Source organism: Rhizorhabdus sp. GW822-FHT03C02, from assembly GCF_058801765.1.
On the sequence record NZ_JBXANN010000009.1, the window covers coordinates 1 to 16,222 of the forward strand.

Annotated in this window: 10 protein-coding genes and 1 pseudogene; 9 read left to right on the forward strand and 2 right to left on the reverse strand. The window is 66.8% G+C overall.

Annotated elements, in window-relative coordinates; genetic code table 11:
* Window positions 1-152: 152 nt before the first annotated feature.
* Window positions 153-1,301 carry an aldose epimerase family protein gene (locus tag AC1RM6_RS20410; protein WP_493104598.1) on the reverse strand — a complete coding sequence of 383 codons (1,149 nt, stop codon included), beginning with the start codon at window positions 1,299-1,301 and terminating at the stop codon, window positions 153-155.
* Window positions 1,302-1,435: 134 nt separating this feature from the next.
* Here AC1RM6_RS20410 and AC1RM6_RS20415 point away from each other — a divergent pair, with 134 nt between their 5' ends.
* Window positions 1,436-2,749, forward strand: coding sequence for a sugar MFS transporter (locus tag AC1RM6_RS20415; protein WP_493104599.1), 1,314 nt, complete (start codon window positions 1,436-1,438; stop codon window positions 2,747-2,749).
* 159 nt (window positions 2,750-2,908) lie between these two features.
* On the opposite strand, the gene AC1RM6_RS20420 is transcribed toward AC1RM6_RS20415, so the two are convergent.
* Window positions 2,909-3,688, reverse strand: a complete 780-nt coding sequence (locus tag AC1RM6_RS20420) for a FadR/GntR family transcriptional regulator (RefSeq protein ID WP_493104601.1) — start codon at window positions 3,686-3,688, stop codon at window positions 2,909-2,911.
* Between the two features lie 262 nt (window positions 3,689-3,950).
* Here AC1RM6_RS20420 and araD1 point away from each other — a divergent pair, with 262 nt between their 5' ends.
* The 8 genes and pseudogenes from araD1 to AC1RM6_RS20460 all read left to right on the forward strand — a co-directional run bounded on the left by araD1 (window position 3,951) and on the right by AC1RM6_RS20460 (window position 16,209).
* Window positions 3,951-4,943, forward strand: a complete 993-nt coding sequence (gene araD1, locus AC1RM6_RS20425; RefSeq protein ID WP_493104602.1) for an AraD1 family protein — start codon at window positions 3,951-3,953, stop codon at window positions 4,941-4,943.
* A gap of 2 nt (window positions 4,944-4,945) precedes the next feature.
* Window positions 4,946-5,875 (forward strand): Gfo/Idh/MocA family protein, encoded by a 930-nt coding sequence (locus tag AC1RM6_RS20430; protein WP_493104603.1) that lies wholly within the window; start codon window positions 4,946-4,948, stop codon window positions 5,873-5,875.
* Between the two features lie 58 nt (window positions 5,876-5,933).
* Complete coding sequence (locus AC1RM6_RS20435) at window positions 5,934-7,493, forward strand: alpha-N-arabinofuranosidase (protein WP_493104604.1); 1,560 nt, start codon at window positions 5,934-5,936, stop codon at window positions 7,491-7,493.
* Between the two features lie 191 nt (window positions 7,494-7,684).
* Complete coding sequence (locus AC1RM6_RS20440) at window positions 7,685-8,716, forward strand: arabinan endo-1,5-alpha-L-arabinosidase (protein WP_493104605.1); 1,032 nt, start codon at window positions 7,685-7,687, stop codon at window positions 8,714-8,716.
* A 2-nt stretch (window positions 8,717-8,718) separates the two neighbouring features.
* Window positions 8,719-9,762 (forward strand): annotated as a pseudogene (locus tag AC1RM6_RS20445) (glycoside hydrolase family 43 protein); the annotation flags it as partial.
* A 2-nt stretch (window positions 9,763-9,764) separates the two neighbouring features.
* Entirely contained in the window at window positions 9,765-11,117 is a 1,353-nt protein-coding gene (locus AC1RM6_RS20450) for a glycoside hydrolase family 27 protein (protein ID WP_493104606.1), read from the forward strand.
* A 195-nt stretch (window positions 11,118-11,312) separates the two neighbouring features.
* Complete coding sequence (locus AC1RM6_RS20455; RefSeq protein WP_493104607.1) at window positions 11,313-14,132, forward strand: TonB-dependent receptor; 2,820 nt, start codon at window positions 11,313-11,315, stop codon at window positions 14,130-14,132.
* An 85-nt stretch (window positions 14,133-14,217) separates the two neighbouring features.
* Window positions 14,218-16,209 carry an MGH1-like glycoside hydrolase domain-containing protein gene (locus AC1RM6_RS20460; RefSeq protein ID WP_493104608.1) on the forward strand — a complete coding sequence of 664 codons (1,992 nt, stop codon included), beginning with the start codon at window positions 14,218-14,220 and terminating at the stop codon, window positions 16,207-16,209.
* The last annotated feature ends 13 nt before the right edge of the window (window positions 16,210-16,222 follow it).

Sequence of the window (16,222 nt, forward strand, 5' to 3'; positions counted from 1 at the left end):
GGTGGCATGACCCGTTCACCATGTCCCCGAACGCCGTCTACCTTGTACCCGGTCTAAACACCTCCGCCGGGGCGACGGTGGTTTGGTTCGCGCGATGCCAACCATGCAGGCGGATGTCGTCGCGCGGGGAGGACTGGCCGGACCGACCCGCCCTATTTCGCGACCGAAAGCTTGTAGATCATCGCATGATGATAGGGCTTGCCCGGATCGACCCGCGCCGAGACGAAGCCCGGCTGGTTCGGCGCATCGGGGAATTTCTGCGGTTCGAGCGCGATGCCGTCGCCCATCCGGTAGAGATGCCCGCTTTTGCCGACGAAGGTGCCGTCGAGGAAATTGCCGGTGTAGAATTGCACGCCGGGCTCGGTCGACAGCACCTCGAGCACCCGGCCGGACTTCGGATCCTCGAGCTTGGCGGCCAGCTGTGGGGTCGCGGTCACGCCCTTGTCGAGCGCGAAATTATGGTCGTAGCCCTGGCCGAAGCGGATCTGCTGGTCGCGGCCGTCGCGGATGCCGTCGGCGACGATCCGGGGCTCACGGAAATCGAACACCGTGCCCGCGACCGGGCGGCGCTCGCCGGTCGGGATCAGCGCGGCGTTGACCGGGGTATAGGCCTTGGCCGGAATCGTCAGCTTGTGGAAGGTTGCGCCCTCGGGCGATCCCTCGCCGTCGAGGTTGAAGATCGCATGGTTGGTCATGTTGATCACGGTCGGCTTGGTCGTCTTCGCGTCGAAGGCGATGCCGAGCGCGCCGCTCTCGTCGAGCGTGTAGGTCACCGTCACGTCGAGCGCGCCGGGATAGCCGAGATCGCCGTCGGGGCTGCTGTGCGCGAGCACCACGCTCGCCACCGGGCCGCTCTTGACCGAGACCACCGACCAGACCTGCTTGTCGAAGCCCTTGCCGCCGCCGTGCAGCGAATTGACCTTGTCGTTGAGCGGCAGCTGATAGTCTTTGCCGTCGAGGGTGAAGCGGCCGCCGGCGATGCGGTTGGCATAGCGGCCGACGGTCACCCCGAAATAATTGGGATGCTTCTCGTAGGAGGCGAGATCGTCATAGCCGAGGATGACGTCGGCGGGCTTGCCGTCGCGGCCGGGGCCGATCAGCGCCTGCAGCGTCGCGCCATAGGTCAGCACCCGCGCCGACACGCCATGGCCGTTGGTCAGGGTGATCGCCTCGATCGCGCTGCCGTCGCTGAGCTGGCCCGCCGGCGCGCGCTTCGCATCGGCGGCGCGGGCGGCGCCCGATCCCGCGATCAACGCCGCCATTGCCGTCGCGATCAAACTCGTCCGCATCACTTTCCGCATGCCTCTGCCCTTCGAAATTCTATGCCGTTGACGCACATTCGGCGGTTATATAGTCGGACAATTTAGCGGCGGGCAAGCCGTTCGATGTGCGCGCGGCGCATATCGCCGATCGATCGGGCGAGGAGAAGATAGAAATGGCGGGACCAGTGAACAGTTCGGCGGCGGTCCTCCGCGACGCCCCTCCGGCGGGGGTCAGCTACCGCCCGGCCTTGACCCTGCTCGCCAGCCTCTTCTTCATGTGGGGCTTCATCACCGTCATCAACAACACGCTGCTGCCGCATCTGCGCAGCGTGTTCGACCTCAGCTACACCCAGACCACCCTGATCGAATCGACCTGGTTCATCGCCTATTTCTTCGCCTCGATCCCGTCGGCGAAACTGATCGAGCGAATCGGCTATCAGCGGGCGATGGTCGCCGGCCTCGGCATCATGGCCGCCGGCGCGCTGCTGATGATCCTCGCCGCGCGCATCCCGTCTTATGGGGTGACGCTCACCGCTTTGTTCATCATCGCCAGTGGCATCACTTTGCTCCAGGTCGCGGCCAACCCCTATGTCGCGGTGGTCGGATCGCCCGAGACCGCCTCGTCGCGGCTCAACCTGGTCCAGGCGTTCAACTCGCTCGGCACCACGCTCGCGCCCTTGTTCGGCGGTTACCTGATCCTCGGCCGCTCGATGTCGGGGACGCGCGGGGCAGGGGCGGCGGCGCTCACCCCGGCCGAACGGCTCGCCGACGCCCAGTCGGTGCAGCTTCCCTATCTGATCGTCGCGATCGTGCTGGTGCTGCTCGCGATCGTCATCGCCCGCTTCCCGCTGCCCGCGCTCGGCACCGCCACCCAGCGCTCGGCCAAGGCCGAACGTCAGGGCCTGTCGATCTGGAAGCACCGCAATCTCGTCCTCGGCATCCCGGCGATCTTCATCTATCTGATCGCCGAGATCGGGGTGTCGAACCTGTTCATCAACTTCGTGTCGCAGCCCAATATCGGCGACACCACCCATGAACAGGCCTCACATTATCTGTTCCTGCTGTGGGGCGGGATGATGGTCGGCCGCTTCGTCGGCAGCTTCCTGATGCAGGCGGTCGCCCCCGAAAAGGTGCTCGGTTTCGCCAGCATCTGCGCCTGCGCGGTGATGCTGGTCGCGACCTTCGCCACCGGTCATGTCGCGATGTGGGCGCTGATCTCGGTCGGGCTGTTCCACTCGATCATGTTCCCGACGATCTTCACCCTCGCGATCCGCGGCCTGGGGCCACTGACCGAGGAAGGCTCGGGCCTGCTGGTGATGGCGATCGCCGGCGGCGCGCTGGTGATCGTCCAGGGCTGGATCGCCGACAGCTACGGCCTGCAATGGTCGTTCCTGCTGACCGCGAGCTGCGAGCTCTACATCCTGTTCTACGCGCTGTGGGGCTCGAAGCCGACCGCCGAACTCCCCGCGCCGGAAGTGGTGGGGTAGTTTCTAGATCCTCCCCACGCGTAGCGTGGGGAGGGGGACCATCCGCAGGATGGTGGAGGGGTTCTGCGTTCGTCAGGCATTCGCGCTCGCGGACGGAAGAACCCCTCCACCGCTGCGCGGTCCCCCTCCCCATCTGCGATGGGGAGGATCTAAGTTAGATCAAGGCTCCATCGCGCTCTTGGTATCCTCGAGCGCCAGATCCACCAATATCCGCATCGCCGCGCTCGCGGCCTCGCCGTCGCCGGCGGCGATCGCGTCATAGACCTTGGCATGGTCGGGGATCGGGTTGCGCGGCAGCGCGCGCGAGCGCTGCTTGTAGAGCGTCGTCCAGTTGACCGCCGCGCCGATGCTCGCGCTCAGCACCCGCATCGCGTCGTTGCGGGTCGCGCGCAGGATCGCGTCGTGGAAATCGCGGTCGGCGATGCGCCCGGCCTCGGTCGCCAGCGTGTGGCGGCGCATCGCCGCCAGCGCGTCCTTCATCGCCTTGATGTCGTCGCGGTCGCGCCGCTCGGCGGCGAATCGCGCCGCCGCGGGCTCGACCACCGCGCGCAGTTCGAACAGGTTGCGCACGAATTCGACGTCGGGCTCGCCGGCGAAGGCCCAGGCGAGCACGTCGGGATCGAGCAGGTTCCAGCGGTTGCGTGGCAGCACCCGGGTGCCGGCCTTGGGGCGGCTCTCGACCAGCCCCTTGGCGGTCAGCACCTGCACCGCCTCGCGATAGGCGCCGCGCGACACGTCGAGCGCCTCGGAAAAGGCGACCTCGCTCGACAGCGTGTCGCCGGGCGCGAACGCCCCGGACATGATCGCGGTACCCAGCTTGTGGACGATCGCCCCGTGCAGCCGGCGGCCGGTGCCACGCGGCGTCCGTTCCTTGCTGCCGCTCTCCGTCTCGCCAACGCCGTCCGGTCCCACACCCGGCTCGTTGCTGCTGTCCTTCATTCAGATTCTCCCCAACGCATCGCTACCAGCCGTTGCGCGACGGTGGAACGAGAGATTGCGTTATCTTCTCCGCTCTATTAAGTCGGAGTAATTGCAGAGTGCAACGGCTGATCCACCCGCATCGAAATGCGGTCGGACGTCGCGCTATGCTGTGTGTGGGGCTTTCCGTCCAGAGCCTTGGCCCGATGCCGGGGCAGGGGCGGATGGCGAATCGGATGACGTGGCCGCCGCCCGGACGGGCGCCGGCAAAGGGAGAGGGATCATGGCCGTGCGCCTGTTGCAACATCGTAATTCGGCCGGCGCTCGCGCGGTCATCGCCGCGATCGACGATCGCGCCTTCTTCGTCCCCGGCGTCGACACCGTGCTCGCGCTCGCCACCCGCGCGATCGCGGAAAACCGCGATCTTGCCGCCACCATCGCCGCGATCGGCGAGGGCGCCGCGGTCGATCTCGCCGCCGAATTCGCCGCCGGCACCATCATCTCGCCGATCGACCATGTCGATCCCGCCCACCTGGTGATGGCGGGCACCGGCCTGACCCATCTCGGCTCCGCCGAGGGCCGCGACAAGATGCACCGCGCCGCTGCCGCGTCGGAGGCCAAGACCGATTCGATGCGGATGTTCCTCGAAGGGGTCGAGGGCGGCAAGCCGGCCGCCGGCACCGTCGGGCAGCAGCCCGAATGGTTCTACAAGGGCGACGGTTCGCAGCTGGTCGCGCCGGGCGCCCCGCTGACGATGCCGGCCTTCGCCCAGGATGGCGGCGAGGAGCCCGAACTGGCGGGAATCTACCTGATCGGCCCCGACGGCACCCCGTTCCGCCTCGGCATCTGCCTCGCCAACGAGTTCAGCGACCATGTCACCGAACGCCACAATTATCTTTGGCTGGCGCATTCGAAGCTGCGCCAGGCGGCGCTCGGCCCCGAATTGCTGGTCGGAGCATTGCCCGACCATGTCGAGGGCGCCAGCCGCATCCTGCGCGACGGCGCGGTGATCTGGGAAAAGCCGTTCCTGTCGGGCGAGGCGAACATGTCGCACAGCATCGCCAATCTCGAACATCATAATTTCAAATATGGCGTGTTCCGTCGTCCCGGCGACATCCATGTCCATTTCTTCGGCACCGCGACCCTGTCGTTCACCGACGGCATCCAGACCCAGGTTGGCGACGTGTTCGAGATCGAGGCGGCGCCCTTCACCCTGCCGCTGCGCAACCCGCTGGCGCGCGCCGAGGAGGCCCAGGTCGTCGTTCGGGCGCTCTGATCATGGATCCGATCCGCATCGCGGTGGTCGGCATGGGCAAGATCGCCGTCGACCAGCATCTGCCGGCGATCGCCGGCGATGCCGGCTTCAGCCTGGCGGCGACGGTCAGCCCGATCGCCGGCCAGGGAGTCGAGGGCGTTCCCCATCTCGCCAGCCTCGACGCGCTGCTCGCCGAAGGCCCGGCGGTCGAGGCGGTGGCGCTGTGCACCCCGCCGCAGGTCCGTTACGACCTCGCCACGCAGGCGCTCAAGCTCGGCATCCATGTCTTCCTCGAAAAGCCGCCTGGCGCGACCCTGTCCGAGGTCGACGCGCTCGAGGCGCGCGCCGACCGGGTCGGCGCGACCCTTTTCGCCGCCTGGCATTCGCGCTTCGCCGCCGGGGTCGCCCCGGCGCGCGCCTGGCTCGCCGATCGCCGGATCGAAAAGGTGTCGATCGTCTGGCGCGAGGACGTGCGCGTCTGGCACCCGGGCCAGGCGTGGATCTGGGAACCGGGCGGCCTCGGCGTGTTCGATCCCGGGATCAACGCGCTGTCGATCGTCACCCATATCCTGCCGCGGCCCTTCTTCCTGCGGAAGGGCACGCTCGAACGGCCGGCCAACCGCGCCGCGCCGATCGCCGCCGATCTGCTGTTCTGCGACACCGCCGGCGCGCCGATCCATATGGATCTCGACTGGCGCCAGACCGGTCCGCAAAGCTGGGACATCATCGTCGAAACCGACGCCGGCACCTGCAAGCTGTCGCGCGGCGGCGCGGTGCTGACCCTGCCGAGCGGCACCGAACATAGCGAGGACCGCGAATATGCCGGGCTCTACGCCCGCTTCGGCACGCTGATCCGCACCGGCCGCAGCGATGTCGACACCAGCCCGCTCAGGCTGGTCGCCGACGCCTTCCTCCGCGCGAAGCGGGAAATCGTCGAGCCGTTCCACGACTAGAAGAGTCAAGACCGGGCCGGTCGCAGACCAGGTCCTTGGAAGATCAAGGGAGAAGAAGATGACCAAATTCTGGAAGCCGATCGCCTGCGCCTTGCTCGCGGCGACGGCCAATGCGGCCATCGCCCAGACCCCGGCGGCGCCCACCACCGCGACCGCGACGCTCCATGCCGAGACCCCGGGCCCGGTCTATGACCGCCGCATCTTCACCCAGTTCGCCGAGCATCTCGGCAACGGCATCTATGGCGGCCTGTGGGTCGGTCCGAAATCGAAGATCCCCAACACCCGCGGCTTCCGCAACGACGTCGTCGGCGCCTTGAAGACGCTGGGGGTGCCGGTCGTGCGCTGGCCGGGCGGGTGCTTCGCCGACGAATATCACTGGCGCGAGGGGATCGGCGCCCAGGCCAAGCGCCCGGTCAAGATCAACACCCATTGGGGCGGCGTCACCGAACCCAACAGCGTCGGCACCCATGAGTTCATGGACCTGACCGAACAGCTCGGCGCCGAGCCCTATATCGCCGGCAATGTCGGCAACGGCACCGCCCGCGAAATGGCCGAATGGGTCGAGTATATGACCTCGCCCGCCGGCAGCCTGGCCGACGAGCGCGCCGCCAACGGCCACAAGGCGCCGTGGAAGGTCCCCTATTTCGGGGTCGGCAACGAGCTGTGGGGCTGCGGCGGCAATATGCGCGCCGAATTCGCCGCCGACGAGACCCGCCGCTACGCGACCTTCATCAAGGCGCCGTCGGGCACGACGATCCTCAAGATCGCCTCGGGCGCCAATGTCGACGACTATAAATGGACCGAGACGATGATCCGCGAGACCGCGGGTCAGGTCGACGCGCTGTCGCTCCATTATTACACCATCCCGGGCGGCTGGCCGCCGCGCGCCTCGGCGACCGTCTTCGACGAGGCCGGCTGGGCCGAGACCCTGTCCGAGACGCTGCGGATGGACGATCTGATCACCAAGCACAGCGCGATCATGGACAAATATGATCCGGCCAAGAAGGTCTTCCTCGCGGTCGACGAATGGGGCACCTGGTTCGCGGGCGATCCCGGCACCAACCCCGGCTTCCTGCGCCAGCAGAACACGCTGCGCGACGCGTTGGTCGCCGCGATCAACCTCAACATCTTCGCCAAACATGCCGACCGGGTGAAGATGACCGCGATCGCCCAGATGGTGAACGTGCTCCAGGCGATGGTGCTGACCGACGGCGCCAGGATGCTGCTGACCCCGACCTATCATGTGTTCGCGATGTACAAGCCGTATATGGACGCGACCGTGCTGCCGATCGAGCTCAACTCGCCCTGGTACAACAAGGACAAGTGGACGATGCCCGCGGTCAGCGCCTCGGCGGTCCGCGACAAGGCCGGCCAGGTCCATGTCGGCCTCGCCAATCTCGATCCGAACCGGCCGATGACGGTGACGACCACCCTGACCGGGGTGACCGCCACCAGCGTCAGCGGCAAGGTCCTGACCGCGCCGGCGATGACCGCGCTCAACACCTTCGAGGCCCCGAATGCGGTCGCCCCGCAGGCGTTCGACGGCGCCCGCATCGACGGCGGCACCCTGACGGTGACGCTGCCGCCCAAGTCGGTCGTCATGCTCGATCTCAAATGAGCGGGGGCGTTTCGATAGGCGCTCCTCCAGCCCGTCGCCCCGCACTTGTTGCGGGGGCCATGGCTGGTGCGTCGTGCGGGAAGGCTGGAGGAGAACGAGCGGGGAAGCTGCGTTCGATCCTCGGCGGTGGCTCATATGTCGACAGCCATGGACCCCGCAACAAGTCCGGGGCGACGGAGGAAGGCGGTTCGATGACCAAGCTGCTGCGCTTTGCGGCCCTGACGCTTACCGGCGCGGCTCTCCTCACCGCCACCCCCGCCACCGCCCAGACCCCCGCCAGGGCCCCGACCCTCAACGATCGCCTCGCCGGCGACCTCACCCCCACCCATGATCCGGTGATCGCGCGCGAGGGCGGGACCTATCATGTGTTCAGCACCGGCGGCCGCTACATCGTTTCGCGGACCTCGCCCGATCTCGTCCACTGGACGCTCGGCAAGCCGCTGATCGACAGGATGCCCGACTGGGCGCTGCAGGCGGTGCCCGGCGCCAAGGACATGTGGGCGCCCGACATCAGCTTCGTGAACGGCCGCTGGCGGCTCTATTATTCGGTGTCGACCTTCGGGTCGAACCGCTCGGCGATCGGCCTGTTCACCAGCCCGACCCTCGATCCGGCCGCGCCCGGCTATGGCTGGCGCGACGAGGGGCTGGTGGTGATGTCGACCCATGACAGCGATTTCAACGCGATCGATCCCAACCTGATCGTCGATCGCGACGGCCGCCAATGGCTCGCGCTCGGCAGCTTCTGGACCGGGATCAAGCTGTTCGCGCTCGATCCGAAGACCGGCAAGCCCGCCGATCCCAGGGCGAAGCCGGTCTCGATCGCGCGGCGCCCGGCACCTGCCGGGGCCCCCGCGCCGATCGAGGCGCCGTTCGTCATCGATCATGGCGGCTATTACTGGCTGATCGCCTCCTACGACTATTGCTGCAAGGGCGCGCAGAGCACCTATTATACCGTGATCGGCCGGTCGAAGGCGATCACCGGGCCCTATCTCGGCAAGGATGGCAGCGCGATGATGCAGGGCGGCGGCACCGTCTTCCTCCGCGCCGACCTGCCCGAGCAGGACCGCTTTCGCGGACCCGGCCATGCCGGCGTCCTGCACGACAAGGACGGCACCGATTACGTCGTCTATCACGCCTACGACAAGACCAACCAGGGCACCCCAACCTTGCGCATCGCGCCGATCCGCTGGGATGCGGACGGCTGGCCGCACGCGGAGTATTGAACATGCTGAACAGTCTCACTCGCCGGGGTTTCGTCGGCGCCGCCGCCGCGCTCGCCGCGGTTCCCGCCTTCGCGCGCAAGGCCAAGGCCGCCTCGTCGCCGGCATCGATCGTCAATCCGCTGGTCAAGCAGCGCGCCGACGCCCAGGTCTTCCGCCACACCGACGGCAGCTATTATATGACCGGGTCGGTGCCCGAATATGACCGGCTGGTGCTGCGCCGCTCGCCGACGATCGCCGGTCTGGCGACCGCCGAAGAACGGGTGCTGTGGCGCCATCTCGCGACCGGGCCGATGTCGGGCTTCATCTGGGCGCCCGAACTCCATCTGATCGACGGCCGCTGGATCATGTATTTCGCCGCGGGCCCGAGCGGCGGCGGTGAGGATGTGTTCCGCATCCGCACTTATGCGGTGGTGTGCGACGGACCCGATCCGATGACCGGCAACTGGTCGGTGCTCGGCCAGCTCGAAACCGCCTGGGACAGCTTCACCCTCGATTCGACCAGCTTCGTCCATCGCGGCGTCCGTTATCTGTGCTGGGCGCAGCGCGAACCCGGGATCGACACCAATTCGAACCTCTATCTGGCGCCGCTGGCCACCCCGCTGACGCTGGCGGCCAAGCCCGCCCGGCTGACGGTGCCGACCCTCGATTGGGAGATCCAGGGCTACAAGGTCGCCGAGGCGCCCGCGCTGCTCGCCAGGAACGGCCGCCTGTTCCTGACCTATTCGGCCAGCGCCACCGACGCGCGCTACTGCATGGGGATGCTCACCGCGCGCGACGACGCCGACATCATGGACCCGGCCTCCTGGTCGAAATCGCCGGTGCCCGTGTTCAAATCCTCGCCGAAGAACAAGGTCTGGGGCCCGGGGCACAACAGTTTCACCACCGACGAACGCGGCCGCGACATGCTCGTCTACCATGGCCGCGACTATAAGGAGATCGTCGGCGACCCGCTGTTCGATCCCAACCGCCACACCCGCGTCCAGCCGATCGCCTGGCGCGCCGACGGCACCCCCGACTTCGGCGAGCCGGTCGCCAACGGCCCGCTGCGATGAGCGGACTCGACCGCCGGACCCTGCTCACCGTCGCCGGCGGCGCGGCGCTGCTGCCGGCGGTCGCCACGGAGGCGCGATCGGTTGCCCCGGTGGCGAAGCCGTCGCTCGCGCCGGCCCCGCCGATGGGCTGGAACAGCTGGAACAGCTTCGCGGTCACCCTCACCGAGGACCAGGCGCGCGAGACCGCACGGATCATGGCGCGCGACCTGCTGCCCGCCGGCTATTCGGTCTTCACCATCGACCATCAATGGTATGATCCGCGCGCCAAGGGCTACGACTATAATAGCGACATCAAGCCGGTGATGGACGGCTATGGCCGCTGCCAGCCCGATCCGGTGCGCTTCCCGTCGGCGGCCGGCGGCAAGGGCTTCGCACCGATCGCTGCCGAGGTCCATGCGCTCGGCCTCAGCTTCGGCATCCACCGCATGCGCGGCATTCCGCGCGCCGCGGTCGAGGCCAATCTGCCGATCTTCGGCACCGCCTATCGCGCCCGCGACATCGCCGACACGACCAGCATCTGTTCGTGGAATGTCGACATGTATGGCGTCGACATGCGCAAGCCCGGTGCGCAGCCCTATTATGACGGCGTCTTCGCCGAATATGCCCGCTGGGGCGTCGACTTCGTCAAGGTCGACGATATGAGCCGTCCTTATGACGCGCACCAGGCGGAGATCGAGGCGATCGCGCTGGCGATCCGCCGCAGTGGCCGGCCGATGATCCTCAGCCTGTCGCCGGGCGAGACCCCGGTCTCGCGCGCCGCCCATGTCCGCGGCCATGCCGAGATGTGGCGCATCTCCGACGATTTCTGGGACGACTGGGCGATGCTCGAGGCCCAGTTCACCCGGTTGGAGAACTGGAACTCCCATATGGGCGACGGACGCTGGCCCGATGCCGACATGCTGCCGCTCGGCCGGATCGCGATGGGTTCGCGCGATACCCGCTTCACTCCGGCCGAACAGCGCACGCTGATGACGCTCTGGTCGATCGCGCGCTCGCCGCTGATCATGGGCGGCGACCTGCGCCATCTCGACGCCGCCACCCGCGCTTTGCTCACCAACCCCGAAGTGATCGCGGTCAACCAGGCGAGCCGCGACAACCGTCCGCATTTCCTCGAGGACGGCCTGCGGATCTGGTCCGCCCGGCCCGAGTCGGGGCAGGGTGGCCGCTATCTCGCGCTGTTCAACATGAAGCCCGAGTCGCGGCAGGTTTCGCTGCCGCTGCGCGCGATCGGCATCGACGGTCCGGTCGCCGTCCGCGATCTCTGGGCGCGCCAGGACATCGGTTCGGCATCGGCCAAGATCGAAACGCAGCTTGCGCCGCATGGGTCGGCACTGTTCCGGCTGGCCTGATACGCTTTTTTAAGTCCGACTTGATGCCCTGAGAGCCTCGCCGCGTTCGATGCGAATGCGGCGAGGTGATACCGGTATCATTGTTCAAATTTTGTCGTATTTTTGCCGCTTGACGCCGTCGTCGGAAAGATTAGAGCGAATTTTCTGGTAGGACTAATGACCGCATGCCGACGGTCTGAAAAAGGGGAATCTGAAATGGCATTCAAACCGGTAATCCTGTGCTCGGCTTCGATCCTCTCGCTGGTGATCGCCGGGACCGCGCATGCCCAGGCTGCCCCGGCGCCCGCGCCGGCTGACGCCGCGCCGCAGGCCGATGCCGCGACCGACGGTTCCGCCGAAGACATCATCGTCACCGGTGTCCGCGCCTCGATCGTCGGCGCGATGAACGTCCGCAAGCAGCAGATCCAGATCGTCGACTCGGTCGTCGCCGAGGATGTCGGCAAGCTCCCGGACAACAATGTTATCGAAGCGCTGCAGCGCATCTCGGGCGTCCAGGTCACCAACCGCTCGGGCGGCGAGGCCGCCGGCATCTCGATCCGCGGTCTCCCCGACGCGGTCACCACCCTCAACGGCCGCAACATCTTCACCGCCGCCGGCCAGGGCTTCCAGCTCCAGGACATCTCGGCGAACCTCGTCAAGCAGATCGACGTGTTCAAGACCCGCTCGGCCGAGCAGCTCGAGACCGGCCTCGCCGGCCAGGTCGACGTCGCCACCCGCCGCCCGTTCGATTTCGACGGTTTTGCGATCTCGGGTCTCGTCCGCGGCATCTACAACGAGCAGGCCGACAGCTATAACCCCAACGCCGCGCTGCTGATCAGCGACCGCTGGGAAACCGGCATCGGCGACATCGGCATCCTGGTCAACGGCAGCTACAGCCGCACCAAATATCGCGACATGACGGTCACCGCCGGCGCCTTCGTGCCGTTCGCGACCGAAAATCCGACCGCGGGTTCGGGGCTTGCCCCGCTCGAGCGCATCTTCCCCGGCGACAAGAACGTCAACTGGACCCCGGGTCTCGACAGCGGCCTGTCGACCACCCCAGGTTCGACGCTGACCGTCAACGGCGTCAAGGTGCCTTATTATCTGTCGCGCGACGCCGCGTTCAGCTCGGATCTCTACGGCAAGCGCACCCGGCCCTCGTTCAACGTCGCGATGCAGTGGGCCCCGAACAGCAGCTCGGTCTACACCGCCGAGGTCTTCTATTCGGGTTTCCGCGGCGAGACCTTCAACAGCCTCCAGTTCAGCTTCGTCGACTATTGGGCGAACCCGCAGCCGGTCGAGCTCTATGACGGCACCAACATCGTCAAGTCGCGCACCGCGAACAGCGTCTACGGCTTCAACAGCGGCGACTTCACCAAGACCAAGACCGACAGCTTCGTCTATGCGCTGAACGGCAAATGGGATCTCGGCGATCGCGGCAAGATCGTCGGCGACATCGCCTATCAGAACAGCACGGTGAAGACCTCGTTCATCGCCATGCGCACCGATCGCGTCGCCAACCAGATCAATGTCGACTTCAACGCCGGCGGCGGCATCCCGTCCTATCATTTCGACAATGATGCGCTGCTCGCCGATCCGAGCGTCTGGAACGTCGCCCAGCTCTACGACAATGCCAACCGCGACCATGGCAGCGCGCTGACCGGCACCCTCGACGGCTATTATACCTGGGACGAAGGGTTGCTGCGCCGCCTGAAGGCCGGTATCCGCATCGACGACCGCAAGGCGTCGACCTCGGTCCGCTCGCAGGATGCCGGCAATCTCGGCGTGTCGCTGGCGTCGCTCGGCACCGACGCGCAGTTCACCAACAAGGGCTTCTTCGACGGCCGCGCCGACGTGCCGACCAGCTGGGTTCTGGCCAACGGCTATTGGCTCTATGACAATGCCGACAAGGTGCGCAGCCTCTACGGCCTGAAGACCTCGGACCAGCTCTCGCTCGGCAAGGTCTTCGCGATCGATGAGAACACCATGGCCGCCTATATCCAGGCCGATGGCGAGATCTCGATCTTCGGCCGCCCGCTCAAGCTGCAGGCCGGCGTCCGCTTCGTGACGGTCGATACCGATTACAACTTCTTCGATCGGTACAATGGCTTCGCCGAGACCCGGGTGTCGAGCGGCTCGTCGCGCTGGCTGCCGAGCTTCACCGCGCGCTACGAGGTCACCAACAAGCTGCGGGTGCGCTTCAACTATGGCGAGACCCTGCGCCGGCCGAACTTCAGCGACATCAACCCGAACTACTCGCTGACCGGCGATCTCACCAATGTCGGCTATGGCAGCGGCACCGCGGGTACCGCGACGCTCAAGCCGACCCATTCGAAGAATTTCGACCTTGCCGTCGAATGGTATTTCGACCGCGACAGCGCGATCTACGTGACCGGCTTCCGTCGTGAGGTCGACGGCCTGGTCGTGCCCCTGACCGTGCAGGAAACCATCCTCAACAACGGCATCGTCGCCGGTGCCACCAACACCTTCGCGATCACCCGTCCGATCAACGCCTCGAACGGTGTCCTCAAGGGCGTCGAACTCGGCCTCACCTATTTCCCGCATTATCTGCCGAGCATCCTCGATGGCCTGGGCTTCACCGGCAGCATGACCATCCTCGATTCCAAGCAGACGATTCCGCAGACCGATGCCGCCGGCAACATCACCGGCGAGACGACCTCGGCCTTCTTCGGCGTGTCGAAGCTCTCCTATAACGCCACCCTGGCCTATCAGCGGGGGCCGGTCGGTGCGCGCCTGTCCTATATCTGGCGCAAGGAATTCCTCGCCAACAACGAGGCGCGGCTGTTCGCCAACCCGATCGGCGTGTGGCGCACCCCGGAAAAGAGCCTCGACCTCCAGCTCACCTGGAACGTCAACGATCGCATCGGCGTGACCTTCGACGCGGTCAACCTGACCAAGGCCACCCAGCAGACCTATTACAAGTTCGGCGATGTCGGCGGCCCCGAGCGCTATAATCTCGGCACGACCCTGCTCGCGCGGACCTTCGCGATCGGCGCGCGCTACACCTTCAAGTAATCGTCAGCCCTCCATGACGATCGCAAAAGCCCTGCGTGCCTCTCTCCGGTGCGTGGGGCTTTTCGCTTCATTGCTGGCCGCCTCGGTGTCGCCGGTTTGGGGGGCACCGGTCGCGCCGCCGCTCGACCAGGCGCAGATTCTCGGCCAGCGCTTCGGCAACGACGCCGCCTGGTATCGCGACAATATCCCGCTGTTCGAAAGCTCGGATCCGCGGCTCGATGCGGTCTATTATTATCGCTGGTCGGTCTTCCGCGCCCACCAGCGCGATCTCGGCGCCAAGGGCTATATCAGCACTGAATTTCTCGACGACGTGCCCTGGCAGCGCGAGCCTTATGCCAGCCTCAACGACGCCACCGGCTTCCACCTCGCCGAGGGACGCTGGCTGCGCGACCGGCGCTACGCCGACGATTATATCAACTTTCTCCATCAGGACGGCGGCAACGATCGCCATTTCAGCGAGGCGATCGCCGACGCGGTCTGGTCGCGCTATCTGGTCGATCATGACGCCCCCGTGGCGACCCGGCATCTGCCGACGCTGCGCCACATCTACGGGCTGTGGGACGATCATTTCGATTTCGACAAGGGGCTCTACTGGATCGAGCCGCTGCTCGACGCCACCGAATATACCGTGTCGTCGATCGACGCGTCGGGCGGCAAGGACGGCTTCACCGGCGGCCATGCCTTCCGCCCGTCGATCAACGCCTATATGGTCGCCAATGCCCGCGCGATCGCCCGGCTGTCGGCGCTGGCGGGCGACCCGGCCGCCGCCGCCGACTATGCCGCGCGCGCCGATGCACTGCGCGACCATGTTCTGGCCGACCTGTGGAGCGACAAGCTCGGCCATTTCATCGACCGCTACCGCATCCACAACGAATTTGTCCGCTACTGGGAGCCGATCCGCGCACGCGAACTGGTCGGCTATCTGCCCTGGACCTTCGGCCTCGTGCAGGACGATCCGCGCTACACCGGCGCCTGGGCGCATCTGCTGTCGCCGGCCGGGCTGATGGGCGCGGCGGGGATGCGCACCGTCGAGCCCTCCTATCCATATTATATGCGCCAATATCGCTACGAAGCGGCGACGGGCTTGCGCGAATGCCAGTGGAACGGCCCGATCTGGCCGTTCCAGACCACGCAGGTGCTGACCGGGCTCGAACATCTGCTCCACGCGAGCACGCCGGGGAAGGGGGGCGATACTCCCATTGGCCGCGCCGATTACCTGCGGCTGCTGCGCCAATATGCCGCGCTTCACTATCAGGGCGACCGGCTCGATCTCGAGGAGGATTATGATCCCGAGACCGGCAAGCCGATCGTCGGCCTCGCCCGCAGCCATCATTATTTCCACAGCGGCTTCAACGACCTGATCCTGACCGGGCTCGCCGGGCTCCAGCCATCGGCGGGCGACGATCTCGTCGTCGATCCGCTGCTTCCCGGCGACCGCTCGGCCGCCGACCGCATCCGCTATTTCGCGGTCCAGGACGTGCCCTATCATGGCCGGCTGGTGTCGGTGATCTACGACGAGGACGGCAGCCGCTATCATCGCGGCGCCGGCCTGCGCGTCTATGTCGACGGCGATCTCGCCGCCGAGCGCGGCGATCTCGGCCGTCTCGACGTGCCGGTCGCGCGGCGCGCCAACCCTGCGATCGCCCGCCCGATCGACCAGGCGGTCGCCCTCGTCCGCTCGGGCGCGCCGCGGCCCAGCGCCTCGAGCGGCACCGACCCCGAAAATCTCCACGATGCGATCGACGGCCGGGTCTGGTTCTTCCCCGAACTCCCCAATGGCTGGCTCTCGGCATCGCCCGCGAACACCGAATGGTTCGCGCTCGACTTCGCCCGCCCGATCACCGCGCGCTCGGCCGAACTGTCCTTCGCCGCGAACGGCGCGGTCCAGCCACCCGAGCGCTTCACTCTGCAATATAGGACGAAGGGGCGGTGGGTGGACCTGCCGGCGCACGCGCAGGCCCCCGCCAACGGCGTCGTCACCCTGACCTGGCCCGAAATCGCCGCGACCCGCTTCCGCCTGCTGATCGACAAACGCCCCGCCACCCAGGTCCGCCTCGTCGAACTCAAACTCTTCTAATTCGGTGCCATTT